Origin of the sequence: Luminiphilus syltensis NOR5-1B (genome assembly GCF_000158175.1) — a bacterium.
Taxonomy (GTDB): domain Bacteria; phylum Pseudomonadota; class Gammaproteobacteria; order Pseudomonadales; family Halieaceae; genus Luminiphilus; species Luminiphilus syltensis.
The window spans coordinates 417,240-431,073 of sequence record NZ_DS999411.1; the positions used below are offsets into that span (position 1 = coordinate 417,240).

Consider the following 13,834-nt stretch of genomic DNA (forward strand, 5'->3'; position numbering starts at 1 on the left):
GGCCCTCGATAGGGAGAATTCTGCATGACTCATTTTGAAGCCGATGCGGCGCCCTGCCGGTCCACCGGCGGAATCATCTCGTTGCGCGTCGAGCCGCGGGAGAAGGACCTGGGGGACTTTTCGGTCCGCCGCGTACTGCCCGCCACGGAACAGCGATCTGTCGGGCCATTTGTTTTTTTCGATCACATGGGACCGGCCGTATTTCCGCCGGGGCGCAGTATTGACGTACGGCCACATCCACACATTGGAATTGCAACGATTACCTACCTGTTTGAGGGGGAAATCCTGCACCGCGATAGCCTGGGTGTAGTGCAGCCGGTCCGCCCGGGGGAAGTCAACCTGATGACTGCCGGCCGCGGCATCGTGCACTCTGAAAGACCGGGCGAAGATGTCGATCGTGAATCCTACCTGCACGGCATTCAGAGCTGGATTGCGCTTCCCGAAGACGCCGAGGAAATGGCGCCGGCATTTGCACATTATTCGAAAGCGGATCTCCCTGAATGGCACAGCAATGGCGCTACCCTGCGCCTGATCATGGGAGAGCTGGAGGACTATCGCTCGCCGGTAACCACCTACTCCAGAACGCTCTACGCCGATATTTTTCTGTCTGCCGACTCCCAGTTGTCACTTCACCCGGAGGAACAGGAACTGGCCCTTTACGTCGCCGAGGGCCTGGTGCAAATTGGCGATGAGACCATCGGTGCCGGGGTAATGGCGATCATTGCCAATCCCGCTGCGCTGGAAATTAGCGCGCATGAGGATAGCCGTGTGCTCTTAATCGGTGGCAGTCCGCTGGGGCGGCGATACCTGTACTGGAACTTCGTCAGCACCCGGCCGGAACGCATCGATTCGGCAAAGACCGCCTGGCGTGAGAATCGCTTCCCAGAGGTGCCCGACGACCCGGAGCGCATTCCGCTTCCCGGCGACGACTGACTCGCAGGAGCGACCCCTTGACCGGATTACTACTTGACGCCTTTATCTATCTGGCTGCGGCTGTGGTCGCTGTACCACTCACCAAACGTCTCGGGCTCGGTTCAGTACTGGGCTATCTGCTCGCAGGGGTGATAATCGGCCCGGTACTGGGTCTGGTTGGCTCCGAGGAGAGCACCACCATTCAGCACTACGCCGAGTTCGGTGTTGTCATGATGCTGTTCCTGGTGGGACTCGAGCTGGAGCCTGCAATGCTCTGGCGGATGCGTACCCGTTTGCTCGGGCTGGGCGGCTTACAGGTTTCGCTGACAGCGGCGCTTTTTACCCTCGTTGCCTGGTGGTTCGGAACTGACTGGCGCAGCGCCATCGCCATCGGCCTGTTGTTATCCTTGTCGTCCACCGCCATCGTGCTGCAAACCTTTCAGGAGAAGGGTTTATCGGGCTCCGAAGGCGGGCGCAGTGCCTTTTCGGTGCTGCTGTTTCAGGACATCGCCGTTATTCCCATGCTCGCGCTGATACCCCTGCTGGCTATTCCAGAGCTGGGCAGCGGCCAGTTGTCGGCAGCCGGTGCGGCGGATCATCACGACCTCAGTCTGGTTGCCGGCCTCTCCGGATGGAGCTATGCACTGGTGATTGTCGGCGCGGTGGGTGGCGTTATTGTCGGCGGGCATTTTTGCTCACGCCCGCTGTTTCAGGCGGTGGCAAGTACGGGTCTACGCGAGGCGTTTACCGCAGCGGCCCTGCTCCTCATTATTGGTATCGCACTGCTCATGAGCCTGGTCGGCCTGTCTCCGGCACTGGGTACTTTTCTGGCCGGAGTAGTGCTCGCGAACAGCGAGTTTCGCCACGAACTGGAAACCGACATCGAGCCCTTCAAAGGGCTGTTGCTGGGTTTGTTTTTCATCACCGTCGGCGCGGCGGTGCAATTCAGCATACTGATCGAGCACGCCGGACTTATTATTGGCCTGACGATCGCCGTTATTGTCGGCAAAGCACTCTTGTTGTACGGCCTGGCGCTTTTGTTCCGAGTGCGCCGCGCTGACGGCTGGCTGTTCACGCTGAGTCTTGCCCAGGCAGGTGAGTTCGGTTTTGTCCTGATCAGCTATGCCACTCAGAACCGGGTCCTGCCCGACTCGTTGACCTCAGTGCTATCGCTGGTCGTGGCGCTGTCGATGTTCTGCACGCCGCTACTGTTCATCGCCTTTGATCGGCTGGTAACGCCCCGCTACGCGGGCAATGACGCTCAGGCACCACCGGATAGCATCGACAAACACGGCACAGTCATCATCGCCGGCAGCGGACGCTTTGGCCAAATCGTCAACCGCATGCTGAGGGGTGCCGGTATTGATACCGTAGTCATCGACCGCACGGCGCAGCAGATCGAAAACATGCGGGCTGTGGATATTCGCAGCTACTTCGGCGACGCCACGCGGCCGGCCCTGTTGCACGCGGCAGGCATTGAACAGGCATTACTGTTTGTGATCGCTATCGACGACGTCGATCAGGCGACCGGGCTTGCTCGCCATTTGCGCAGCAGCCACCCCAATCTGAAAATCCTGGCAAGAGCCTTTGACCGCGGTCATTTCTATACCCTCAAGGAGGCCGGCGTCGACTGGGTTGTTATAGAAACCTATCACTCGGCGCTGGAGACGGGGAAGCAGGCCCTGACAAGCCTTGGCATCGGCAGCGAGCAGGCCGCAGATCTGGCGTCTGCTTTCCATGATGCGGAAGTTCGTGGTCGCGACATTCTCTACGAACAGTGGCGTGAAAAAAGTGAAGGGGAACGCTACGGACACGGTTTCCGCAGCCTCTATATCGAACTCGAAGAAGCGCTGCGCGAGCTCATGCAGGAAGAGAAAGAAAACGACAACCCACAAACCAGCGGCAATAACGCGCAGGACTGATCTCGTGCGTCACACCGGGCGACGCCACCCAAGTGACTCACGCGGTCCGTCACCTGTCGGCCGCGGACAAAAATGCGAATGGGCTGTGGCATCGATGGATTCTTCCCGAGACCCGTCGGCGACCAAATCTTCATTTTTATTGAAGAAAAACATCAGAAATTTTCGATTTTTTTGTCGTTTTCACAACCATAGACTGTGGGTTGATGCGTTAACCAACCGACATAACGGAGGAAACCATGGGCTTACTGGTCGACGGACAATGGCAGGATCGCTGGTATGACACCAGCGAATCAGGTGGTCGTTTTATTCGCGAGGACGCACAGTTTCGCGAGTCTATCGGCGGCGGTTCGGAGCAGTACCCCGCCGAAAGCGGTCGCTATCATCTATACGTTTCACTCGCCTGTCCCTGGGCGCACCGCACATTGATGGTACGCGCACTCAAAGGTCTCGAGGAGCACATCTCGGTGTCGGTCGTCAGCCCCATCATGCTGGAGAACGGCTGGACCTTTAGGACCGATGAAGGCAGCACCGGCGATGCCCTGCACGACGCCGATTTCATGCACCAGATTTACACCACCGCCCAGTCCGACTATAGCGGGCGTGTCACCGTGCCGGTGCTTTGGGATAAAAAAACCAACACTATCGTCAGCAATGAATCCTCCGAGATCATCCGTATGCTGGGTACCGCGTTCAATCGTCTGACTGGAAACACGCTGGACTTTTATCCCGAGCCGCTACGCCAGAAGATCGACGACTGGAATGCACGTATCTACCCCGCAATCAACAACGGCGTCTATCGCGCGGGCTTTGCGACGACACAAGACGCCTATGAAGAAGCCTACGAGGAATTGTTTGCTGAACTGGATGTGATTGACGAGCACCTGCGCAGCAACCGCTACCTGTGTGGTCCGGCACTGACCGAAGCCGATATTCGCCTGTTCACCACCCTGATTCGCTTTGACGCCGTCTACCACGGCCACTTCAAATGCAATCGACAGCGCCTGGAGGATTTCGCCGCGATCCCCGGGTATGTGCGGGATATTTACCAACTACCGGGTGTCGCCGAGACCGTGGATTTTTATCACATCAAGACCCACTACTACGCCTCACATGGCACCATCAACCCAACCGGCGTCGTTCCCAAAGGGCCAGCGATAGACTTCAGCGCGGCCCACGACCGGGAAAAGCTTGCTGGCAAAGAAGCCGCCTAACCGTGGGGCTGCCTAACGGCGGCTCGGCGGCACCGTTATTACAGGCCAACCCGTCGCCGCTAGCTTCGCAGGGGGTTGGCGGCGGCCCACTGCTCAACCGTCGTCAGCTCCAGTCCAAAACGATCCACCAATGGCGTCATATCCACTGTGAACGGCGAGGGAGCGGCCTCGTTGTACCAGCTGTAGATACGGGCCAGTTCGTCGGCGATTGTGGCGGCTTTCCCGGCATTACCACCGGCAAACAGCGCTCCCATCCGCTCGGCAAATACCGGGATGGGAAGACTTTCGAAGTCAATAGGGGTGTCCCAGCCCCGGCTTAACGCCGCCGCCGTCTCCGGACCTTTCAATGCCTGCGGCCCGCCCACCACAAACTTTTGATTGGCCGTGTCAGGCGACGTGGCCAGCGCCACCATAATACTGGCGACATCGCCCAGGCTGACCCAGCTCACCGGTAGTGTCTCCGCGTGAGGGTAAGACAGGACACCCCGCTCCCTGAGCGACGGCAGCGCCCAGTCTCGAAGCAGATTATCAATAAAAATAACCGGGCAGACTGCTGTTGCGGGAACCGAGCCGCCGATTAATCGCTCGATAATTTTGAACCGCGTATCGTGGGCAACAAACCCGTTGGGCGCATCACCCACATAAAGACTGGCATTGAAAACGATGCGCTCAACACCGGCCGCTGTCGCGGCGACAATGAGATTATCAGCGCCACGCAGGATGTGCTCCGCCGGATTGAAAGACGCCGACGGGAGATTGAGGAACACCGTATCAAATGGCGCCAGTGCCCGCTGCAGATGTTCCCCATCCAAGAGATCCAGTTGCACTTTACCCACATTGCCGGGAAACGAATGACGAGCCGGATCCCGCGACGCACCGGCAACGTCGAAACCCGCCTGCTCGAGCGCCACGAGCTGAGCCGCACCCTGATCACCGGATGCGCCGATCACTATGACATTTTGCATAGACCCTTCTCCTGAGTCGCATGGCAAACAACCGTCGGCAATCAACCAATGCGCAAATCGCTGGCAAAAACCGCTATCCAATCCATAGTAACGCAGGATTTCAATGCGCCATGTCCGACCTCAGCCGCCCTGCAAAAGGCGGTTTACAGCCGCATCGCCGCACTCTACCTTTGGGACGGCTGGCGTACCCCATGGGTTGACACGCCGGGGGCATAGCCAACGTAGTTTACAACTGCCATTTACAATCCTGCTTACAATAACAAGGGCTACGCAATGACGACCGCTGATTCGCTGGAAGCCAGAGTTCAACGTCTCGAAGACCGAGAGGAAATCAAGGCGCTTGTCGCGCGCTACGGCATTGTCATGGACGACCGTGATATCGAAGGCATGCCTGACCTATTCACCGACGATGTGCACATCCGCTCCCTCGACGGAGTGATGGATTCCAGGGGTCGCGATGCCGCCGTCGAACTGTTCAAGGGGCGATTCGAGGTGCTGGGTCCGAGCAATCATTTCACCCATGACAAGATCATCGAGTTCGATGAGAACGACCCGGACAGTGCGCGGGGAACCGTGCTGTCCCATGCGGAAATGAACCGGAAGGGTCAGCCCATGCTCGCCGCGATCCGTTACCACGACCGCTACCGGCGAGACGCCGGGAAATGGCGTATCGCCGAGCGTGTGTTTAGTTTCTTTTACTACGTTGCCACCAGCGAGTACCTCGAGGCCCTAGGTCCGGGGCTCGATCAACGTATGCGCGCCTATGATGAGCCCATGCCCGCGGACATTCCTGAGAAGTTGGATAGCTGGAAACGCTACTATGGATCATAAACATCGCCCCTCTAAGACGCGCGTCTCTCTCCAAATTATCCGGGACCCTCAATTGTGAGTAACGAAACGGGTACAACAGCTCAACCCAGCAGCGCGGGCTACCCCTCAGCGCGCACCGCGTGGTACGTGACTGCCATACTCACGGCCGCCTATATTTTCTCCTTTATCGATCGGCAGATCCTCAACCTGATGGTCTCACCGATCCAGGCCGACCTCGACCTGAGTGATACCGAGATTTCACTGCTTCAAGGCCTGGGCTTTGTCGCGACCTATCTCCTGCTGAGCATTCCTATTGGGCGACTGGTGGATACACGAAGTCGCATCAATATCATCGCCGGCGGTATCGCGATCTGGAGCGTTGCTACCGCCGCCTGTGGTCTGGCCCGGAGTTTTACCGGTCTCTTTATCGCCCGTGCCGGTGTGGGCATCGGCGAAGCCACATTGACGCCGGCGGCCTGGTCGCTAATTGCCGATTATTTTCCGCTTCATCGGCGCAGCCTTCCTTTCAGTATTTTCCTCACGGGGCCTTACGTCGGCGTAGGTATTGCCATGGTCGTTGGCAGCTGGGCATTGGATTTCTTCGGCCAACAGCCGGGGCTGACGCTTCCATTTTTCGGCACGCTGGCACCCTGGCAACTTACCTTTCTTGTCGTGGCTGCTCCGGGCATTTTGCTGACTCTACTGGTACTGTTGATCAAAGAACCTCGCCGGCAGGGAATGGCGGCTAACGTCAAGCCCGAGGCCGCGCCGATCTCGACGATTGTCGACTGGGTGCGCAGTAACTTGCGTATTTATCTGGCGTTACTGTTTGGCGTCCCCTGCATTGTTCTGGTGCTCTATGGTTTGCAGGCGTGGGTGCCGACCTACCTTTTACGTGTTCAGGGTATGTCGCTGTCGGAAGCCGGTACCCAGTACGGCATCATTGCACTGATCGCAGGGTCGCTGGGCGTACTGTCCGGCCCGATTGTCGCTCGCGCCCTCGAAGCCCGCGGTCATACAGACTCACAACTGCGGGTGGCCATGATCGCGCTGGCACTCATGTGCCCAGCCGTGGGCTGCCTCGCTATTGCGCCAACGCAGCAACTGGCGCTGGCCAGCATAGCCGTGGTCAGCTACCTCGTACCGCTGCCTTTGGCTTTATTGGCGGCCGCCATACAGGCGGTCACCCCCAATCAGATGCGCGGTGTGCTGGTAGGTATCTATGTGGTGTCGACCAATATTATCGGTCTCGCCTTCGGCCCCACGCTGGTTGCACTGACCACGGATTATATTTTTCAGGACCCGGCGGCAGTGGGTAAGTCTCTGGCCGTCGTCGGCTGCGTCGTAGCGGTGATTGGCATGATTCTCGTGGGGCGTGGGCTCGCGCCCTACCGCAAATTACTCGTGGAGCTGGAAGCGGCCGACTCCTGAAGCGGTCGCCTTAAAATCCAAGCGGCACCATTGCCGCTCGCCACATTCGGTCGCGCCAAGGTGGGCCCCTTTCCCGCAAGGTGCGCCCACACCGCCTTCTGAATGAGCAACTACGCTTCGACACCCCAGCGACGGCTTCCCTATAATAACAAGGGCATGTCGTCGCCGGCTTGTCCACTGAACCGACCACTTGATAGAGGATAGTCACCGTGTCCCTTTCCCAAATTCAGGCGCTGAAAACGCGCATGCAGCAGTCCATCATTGGTCAGGAAGACGTGGTCGAGCGATTGATTATCGGATTGCTTGCCAACGGTAATTTGCTGGTCGAGGGACTTCCGGGGCTGGCCAAAACCCGCGCCATCAAAGCGCTGGCAAAAAATCTGGAAGCGGACTTTAGCCGAATCCAGTTTACGCCCGACCTCCTGCCATCGGACGTCACCGGCACCGAGGTGTATTACCAGGCTGATACCGGCAGCGAGTTTCGCTTCGAGCAGGGCCCCATCTTCGCCAATATCGTCCTCGGTGATGAAATCAACCGGGCACCCGCCAAAGTACAGGCCGCGATGCTTGAGGCCATGGAAGAAAGACAGGTTACCGTTGCCGGTACTACCCACCACATGCCCGCCCTGTTCATGGTCATGGCGACCCAGAACCCGGTGGAACAGGAAGGTACCTACCCGCTACCCGAGGCACAGCTCGATCGATTTTTGATGCATATCACTATCGATTACCCCCCCGTCGAAGATGAGGTCCTCATCATGAATCTGGTCCGGGGCGAGGAGAACCCCAGCGACGATGGCAAACCCTCAGCTGCCTCCCACTCAATAGAGCAAATACCCCAGCAGGCGGTATTCGACGCACGGAAAGCTATCGCCGCGATCCATATGTCGGAGCCCATCAAGCGCTATATTGCCGATCTCGTTTGCGCCACCCGTCGACCCGGTGATTATTCTGAAGAGCTGAATCGCTGGATTGATGTTGGCGCCAGTCCGCGGGCGTCCCTCGCCCTCGATAAATGCAGCCGAACCCACGCCTGGCTCAAGGAGCGCGATTTTGTCGACCCTGAAGATGTCCGGGCAATTGTTCACGACTGCCTGCGTCATCGCCTGATGCTGTCTTATGAAGCGCGAAGCGAGGGCGTGACCCCCGATGTCGTCATTGATGCCTTGCTGACTCACGTCGCACTGCCCTGAGCAGTCGCTCAATGACCGATTCGCGGATTTATACCTCACTGGAGCACTTACGCCACTTCAAGGAGCAGGCACAGGGCATCAGCTTTTTGCCGCGCCAGCCAGCATCGAGTGTACTGAGTGGACGACGCGCCTCCCGACTCCGGGGACGCGGTCTCAATTTTGAAGAAATGCGCCACTATTTACCGGGTGATGACATCCGCTCCATCGACTGGAAGGCGACAGCGCGTACGGGTAAAGCGCACGTCCGGGTCTTTACCGAGGAACGGGATCGACCTGCGCTATTGGTTGTTGATCAACGGATGTCGATGTTCTTTGGCTCGCAGCTGAATCTGAAGTCGGTCACTGCCGCCGAAGCCGCCGCCATCGCCGCTTTTCGTGTCCTCGGCGCCGGCGATCGCGTCGGCGGCATTACCTTCAATGACGAACAGCACATCGAGTTCGCACCCCGTCGCAGCGACCGAACCGTGATGGCCCTGCTCACGGCCATCAGTGCAATGAATCAATCCCTGCACGCGCAAAAACCGGTACCGGAGCAACGCCTTCAGCTCAATTCGGTGCTTAAAGGCGTCGCTCGGCTTGCCAGTCACGACCACCTGGTGATGATCTTTAGCGACTTTGACGGTATCGATGACCGTACGCGCCAGCAACTCGGTGCACTGTCGCAGCACAACGACGTGGTGCTCATGCTGGTCCACGATCCACTGGCGCAGCGCATCCATAGCCACGAATCAACCATTGTCGGTACCGACCTGCTACAGGCACAGGTCGACCTCGCCACCCCTCGGGTTCGAGACGCTGTACGCGACACCACCAGCCAGCGCCTGACGTCAATTTACGATTTGCAAAAGCGTGTGAATCTCTCGGTACTGCCCTTGAGTGCGGGCGAGGATACGCTGACTCAGATCAGGCGCCTCACCGGTCAGTTCGCGCCACAGCAGAGGTATCGATGACGTCCTACCAAGGATTGAACCTACCCGATCTGATGGAACTGCTCCAGGGCCCCGTCACCCCCGCGCCGATTCCCTTGATCCCGGCCACCGTTGGCTGGGTGGTACTCGGACTCTGGTTGGTGGCGGTTGTTGGTCTTGTTGCCATCGCCTGGGTCCGTCGTTACCGACGTAACGCCTATCGGCGGCAGGCGCTGGCGATGCTCAAAGAGCTTGCCAAACGCGCCGAAGACAACCCCGCCGGCGTCGCCGAAGCGATCAGTACGATCGTCAAGAGTGCGGCGCTGCAGGCCTATCCAAGAACTCGGGTGGCCGCGCTGACCGGTAGCGACTGGGCCGTGTTTCTGCGTGACACCAGTAACCGCGACCCGCTGGTCAGCGCAGCCGCGGGGCAGTTGGCGCGAGCCGCCTATCAACCCAATAGCGAACCACTGCAGCTGCTGGAGCCGGCACTACGCTGGGTGAAGGTCCATCGTGCTTGAGTTCGATGCTCTGGCGATACTCTGGCTGCTACCGCTGCCTGTGTTGGTGGGGTGGCTATTACCAGCCTACCGACGCCGGGAGCCGGCATTGCGTATTCCTTTTTTTACGTCCATTACCACAGCAGCCGGTGCAGAGATTCGCTCGGGGTCGGTCATAGCAAGTGCCTCCTGGTGGTATCGACTCGTCGTCATCGCTGTCTGGCTGTTATTGCTGGTGGGACTCGCCAAACCCCAATGGGTGGGTGAGCCGATCACTAAAACCGAAACGGCCCGGGATGTCATGCTGGCCATCGATCTGTCCGCATCGATGGATTATCGCGATTTTCCGGGGCCAGATGGTAAACCCGTTTCCCGCTTCGATGCGGTACAGCGTGTGGTTGATCAGTTTGTCGCCAATCGCGAGGGTGATCGCGTCGGCCTCATCGTATTTGGCGCCAAAGCCTATCTGCAACTCCCCTTTACTCGCGACCTCAACACGGCCCGGGCACTGGTGGATTTGATGCAGGTTGGCATGGCGGGCCCACAGACCGCTTTGGGTGATTCCATTGGCCTCGCCATTCGGGCCTTCGAGTCGAGCGAGGTCGATGACCGCGTGCTCATCCTGCTCACCGACGGCAATGATACCGCCAGCAAGATGACCCCCATCAATGCTGCCGAAATCGCACAACTCAATGGCATCGAAATCTACACCATCGGTATCGGGGATGCCGAAGCTACCGGAGAAGACCGAATCGACTTCGAGACTCTGGCATCTATCGCCGAACGAAGCGGCGGTCAATTCTTCGACGCCCAGGACGAGACCGCGTTGCGGCAGGTTTATGACCGGATCGATGCGCTGGCGGTTGCCGATATCAAGACAGAAACCTGGCGCCCGCGTGTTTCATTGGTTCACTGGCCGACGGGGCTTGCCCTTGGCTTGCTGTTTATGGTGTCACTCACCGCGCTCGGTCGCGGATGGCGTTCGCGATGACAGCATCGTTTCACTTTATCCGGCCGGAATGGTTGGCGCTTGCTCCGGTACTGATGACTCTGTGGTGGCTGGTTCGCCAGCGTATCCGGGAGCGCCGGCAGGCCGCCACGGTAGTGGCCCCCCATTTGCAATCGGCGTTGACGGTCGATCAGGGCTCCAGTCAGCGCTGGTTTCTCATCGACCACCTGACGCTATTGGCGCTATGTCTGGTTTTCGCCACGGCGGGACCCACCTGGAGCCAGCAGAACAGCCCGTGGTTCGAGGAAACCGCGCCGATGGTCATTGCCATTGAGGTGTCTGATTCCATGCGCAGTAACGATCTGTTACCCACCCGCCTGGACCGCGCTCGATTTAAGGTAATGGATCTGCTGGCCCTGCGGGCAGGAGCGCCGACCGCACTTATCGCCTATGCAGGTTCGGCACACATCGTAATGCCACCGAGTAAAGATATTGCGGTTATCACGCCCTTTCTGGAAAGCCTCGATCCCGCGATCATGCCCGAACCGGGCACGCGGGCTGATCGGGTCATGCCTCTGGCCACTTCAATCCTGGGGGCAGAGGCCGCTGCGGGCACTCTGCTCTTTATCAACGACGGTTTTGAACCTCTGGACATCGACGCTCTGGCCGAATTCGCAGCCACGCCCGAGACACCGTCAATGTCGGCTCTGGTATTGGGCAGCGATGAGGGCGGTGTCGCCCTACTCCCCGACGGCACCGCGGTTACCCAGGTCGGGGGCGGACTGCTCGATACCCGTGTCGATAGTACCGTTCTCAACCGCGTAACCAAGGCTGCCGGCGTGCAAGTGGTCCGCAGCACAGTCGGCGATCGCGACATCCAACGTATTTTGCGTGCGTCAGAATCAAACCTGCGCGCCGCCGAGGATCCCGATGCCCAGTGGAAAGATCAGGCCTGGTGGCTGCTGTGGCCTGCCCTGCTGCTTTCACTGTTACTGTTTCGTCGAGGGTGGACCTTTTGAACACTGACCCACGCCGAATCCGCTATGGCCTGGCCGCACAAATCATGGCGGTTTCCCTCATCAGCCTGTGCCTATTACTTTGGTTGAGCGTCTCCCGAGGCAGTTTTGTGTCACTGTGGCTGACCCCCGATCAACAAGCGAGGCTCGCTTACGATCGACTGGAATTTGCCGAAGCCTTCGAGGGTTTCGAGAGTCCGGCATGGAAGGGTTACGCCGCCTATGCCGCTGGCCTGTACCCGGATTCTGCAGAGGTTTTCGGACGCCTGGGTACCGCCGAGGGCTTTTTTAACCGGGGAACCGCGTTCATGAAAGGCCGTGAGTATGCGAAGGCCATCGGTGCCTTTGAACTGGCAGTCCAGGCCGCACCAGAGTGGGAGGCTGCGCAGGAAAACCTGCGCCTCGCCACCTACACACTCGACTATATCGAGCGCGCTCGCGAGCAATCGGATACCGGCGATGAGTCAGAGATTAGTGCGGACGGGTATGTTTTTGACAACACCAAAAAGCGCGGCCTTGAGGTAGAGATCACTCAGCAAAGCACCATCGAACTCGAGTCTGCTGAGAAGTGGATGCGTGCGGTCAACACGGAAACCCGCGACTTCCTGAGAACGCGGTTTTTACTCGAAGCCAACCGGGGAGACTTGCCATGACGCGTGCCGTGTCGCTCCTGCTTCTCGCCTTATTCTCTGGCGTAACGCTGGCATCAACACAACCGGTGGTCCGAGCCACGCTCACCCCGACGACGGTGACGGTAGGCCAGCCCGTCGAGCTCAGTATTGTGGTACTGGTCCCTACCTGGTTTACCAAGCCGCCCGTGTTTCCAAGCTTTGAAATCACCAATGCCATTACACGCCTGCCCCCCGATAGTTCATACCCCACCAGCGAGCGCATCGGCAATGACACCTGGTCTGGCATCGTGCGGAAGTACACGCTTTACCCCCTGATGAAAGGTGACTTTGTTATTAGCGGGGAGATGATTCGTGTGCATTATGCCGATCCGGGCAAGGCCGGTATCACTGTCGATGTAGCCGTTCCCGATAATCGATTGACCAGTACGGTCCCGGCAGGCGCTGAGTCGCTATCCCCCTATCTGGCGGGTACTCGTTTAGACCTGAACGTCAACGTGTTGGGCGACGCCGCTGAACTTGAAACCGGTGACGCAGTGGTGCTCGAATACCGCGCAGAGTTGGATGGCCTCCCGGCAATGTTTCTCCCGCCGCTGGCCCCGGAGATTTCGCTCGAGGGTGTCTCGGTTTATCGTGACCAACCGGTGCTATCCGATGGTGATGGCGCCAAAGCCCTGCGCAGCGAAAAAATCACGCTGGTATTCGAGGCCGGTGGCTCGTTTACCGTACCGGCGATAAGCCTCGATTATTACGACCTCGACTCAAAAGCCGTAGCCACTACCGCCGCCCCACCGGTGACGCTGTCCGTTTCGGGGCCGGCTATGGCTCCGCAATCGGCCACCAGCACATCCGCGAAAAACCGTTTCTCCGCAGGGATTATTGCACTGCTCTTCGCTGCAACAATCATGGCCATCGGGCTGCTTTGGCGACTGCTATCGCCGGTAGCACGCAAGGTGATAGCGAGCCTTGAGGATTCCGAGACGCTCGCGTTCCGTAGACTGTGCCGACACCTCAAACAGAATAGGGTGGATCTATTCTACCCATCACTGCATCGCTGGCTGCACCGCCTGGCCCCTGGCATCGAGCCGGACACGTTCTTTCAGCGCTTTGGCGGAGAACGCCTGGCGACTGAAATAACGAGCCTTCGGCGGTCGCTGTACGGCAAAACACCGCAAGCCGTCGATACCGCTGCCGTCCTCCAGGGGCTGGAGACCTGCAGGGCGCACTACCGGCGGGAACAAAAGAAAAGCCGTCTAAGGCAGGGGCTACAACTTAACCCCTGACACTCAACGGCATTGGCATGGCAGCACTACGGCGCTCATCGCCCCGGGCGACAACACGTACCGCATTAAGCCGGGCCGATGACCCATAGGCGTTGGCTAACGCCC

Annotated in this window: 13 protein-coding genes; 12 read left to right on the forward strand and 1 reads right to left on the reverse strand. The window is 58.9% G+C overall.

Features of this window, described 5'->3' with window-relative positions; translation table 11 throughout:
• The first annotated feature begins 24 nt into the window (after positions 1–24).
• The 3 genes from NOR51B_RS01885 (at position 25) to NOR51B_RS01895 (ending at position 4,045) form a co-directional block, all read left to right on the forward strand.
• Positions 25–933 carry a pirin family protein gene (locus tag NOR51B_RS01885; protein WP_009020048.1) on the forward strand — a complete coding sequence of 303 codons (909 nt, stop codon included), beginning with the start codon at positions 25–27 and terminating at the stop codon, positions 931–933.
• A 17-nt stretch (positions 934–950) separates the two neighbouring features.
• On the forward strand, positions 951–2,834 hold the full coding sequence (locus tag NOR51B_RS01890; protein ID WP_009020820.1) for a monovalent cation:proton antiporter-2 (CPA2) family protein: 1,884 nt from the start codon (positions 951–953) through the stop codon (positions 2,832–2,834).
• Positions 2,835–3,070: 236 nt separating this feature from the next.
• A complete protein-coding gene (locus NOR51B_RS01895; RefSeq protein ID WP_009021272.1) occupies positions 3,071–4,045 on the forward strand; it encodes a glutathione S-transferase family protein in 975 nt (324 codons plus the stop codon).
• Positions 4,046–4,104: 59 nt separating this feature from the next.
• Here NOR51B_RS01895 and NOR51B_RS01900 read toward each other — a convergent pair whose 3' ends face one another.
• A complete protein-coding gene (locus tag NOR51B_RS01900) occupies positions 4,105–5,010 on the reverse strand; it encodes an SDR family oxidoreductase (protein WP_009020137.1) in 906 nt (301 codons plus the stop codon).
• Positions 5,011–5,283: 273 nt separating this feature from the next.
• On the opposite strand from NOR51B_RS01900, the gene NOR51B_RS01905 reads away from it, so the two are divergent.
• The 9 genes from NOR51B_RS01905 (at position 5,284) to NOR51B_RS01945 (ending at position 13,729) form a co-directional block, all read left to right on the forward strand.
• Positions 5,284–5,841, forward strand: coding sequence for a nuclear transport factor 2 family protein (locus NOR51B_RS01905; RefSeq protein WP_009020409.1), 558 nt, complete (start codon positions 5,284–5,286; stop codon positions 5,839–5,841).
• Positions 5,842–5,895: 54 nt separating this feature from the next.
• Positions 5,896–7,251 carry an MFS transporter gene (locus NOR51B_RS01910; protein WP_009019496.1) on the forward strand — a complete coding sequence of 452 codons (1,356 nt, stop codon included), beginning with the start codon at positions 5,896–5,898 and terminating at the stop codon, positions 7,249–7,251.
• A gap of 209 nt (positions 7,252–7,460) precedes the next feature.
• The gene (locus NOR51B_RS01915; RefSeq protein ID WP_009021456.1) at positions 7,461–8,444 is read left to right on the forward strand and encodes an AAA family ATPase; all 984 of its coding nucleotides are present in this window, start codon (positions 7,461–7,463) and stop codon (positions 8,442–8,444) included.
• Positions 8,445–8,455: 11 nt separating this feature from the next.
• Positions 8,456–9,394 (forward strand): DUF58 domain-containing protein, encoded by a 939-nt coding sequence (locus tag NOR51B_RS01920; protein ID WP_009020297.1) that lies wholly within the window; start codon positions 8,456–8,458, stop codon positions 9,392–9,394.
• Positions 9,391–9,873 carry a DUF4381 domain-containing protein gene (locus NOR51B_RS01925; RefSeq protein WP_040481574.1) on the forward strand — a complete coding sequence of 161 codons (483 nt, stop codon included), beginning with the start codon at positions 9,391–9,393 and terminating at the stop codon, positions 9,871–9,873. The genes NOR51B_RS01920 and NOR51B_RS01925 overlap by 4 nt, the downstream gene beginning before the upstream one ends.
• A complete protein-coding gene (locus tag NOR51B_RS01930; RefSeq protein WP_009021058.1) occupies positions 9,866–10,843 on the forward strand; it encodes a VWA domain-containing protein in 978 nt (325 codons plus the stop codon). The genes NOR51B_RS01925 and NOR51B_RS01930 overlap by 8 nt, the downstream gene beginning before the upstream one ends.
• Complete coding sequence (locus NOR51B_RS01935) at positions 10,840–11,820, forward strand: VWA domain-containing protein (protein WP_040481577.1); 981 nt, start codon at positions 10,840–10,842, stop codon at positions 11,818–11,820. Before NOR51B_RS01930 ends, NOR51B_RS01935 begins: the two co-directional genes overlap by 4 nt.
• Positions 11,817–12,470, forward strand: coding sequence for a hypothetical protein (locus NOR51B_RS01940; RefSeq protein WP_050759398.1), 654 nt, complete (start codon positions 11,817–11,819; stop codon positions 12,468–12,470). The genes NOR51B_RS01935 and NOR51B_RS01940 overlap by 4 nt, the downstream gene beginning before the upstream one ends.
• Positions 12,467–13,729: a BatD family protein gene (locus tag NOR51B_RS01945; RefSeq protein WP_009019063.1), complete on the forward strand. Its 1,263-nt coding sequence runs from the start codon at positions 12,467–12,469 to the stop codon at positions 13,727–13,729. Before NOR51B_RS01940 ends, NOR51B_RS01945 begins: the two co-directional genes overlap by 4 nt.
• Positions 13,730–13,834 lie beyond the last annotated feature (105 nt).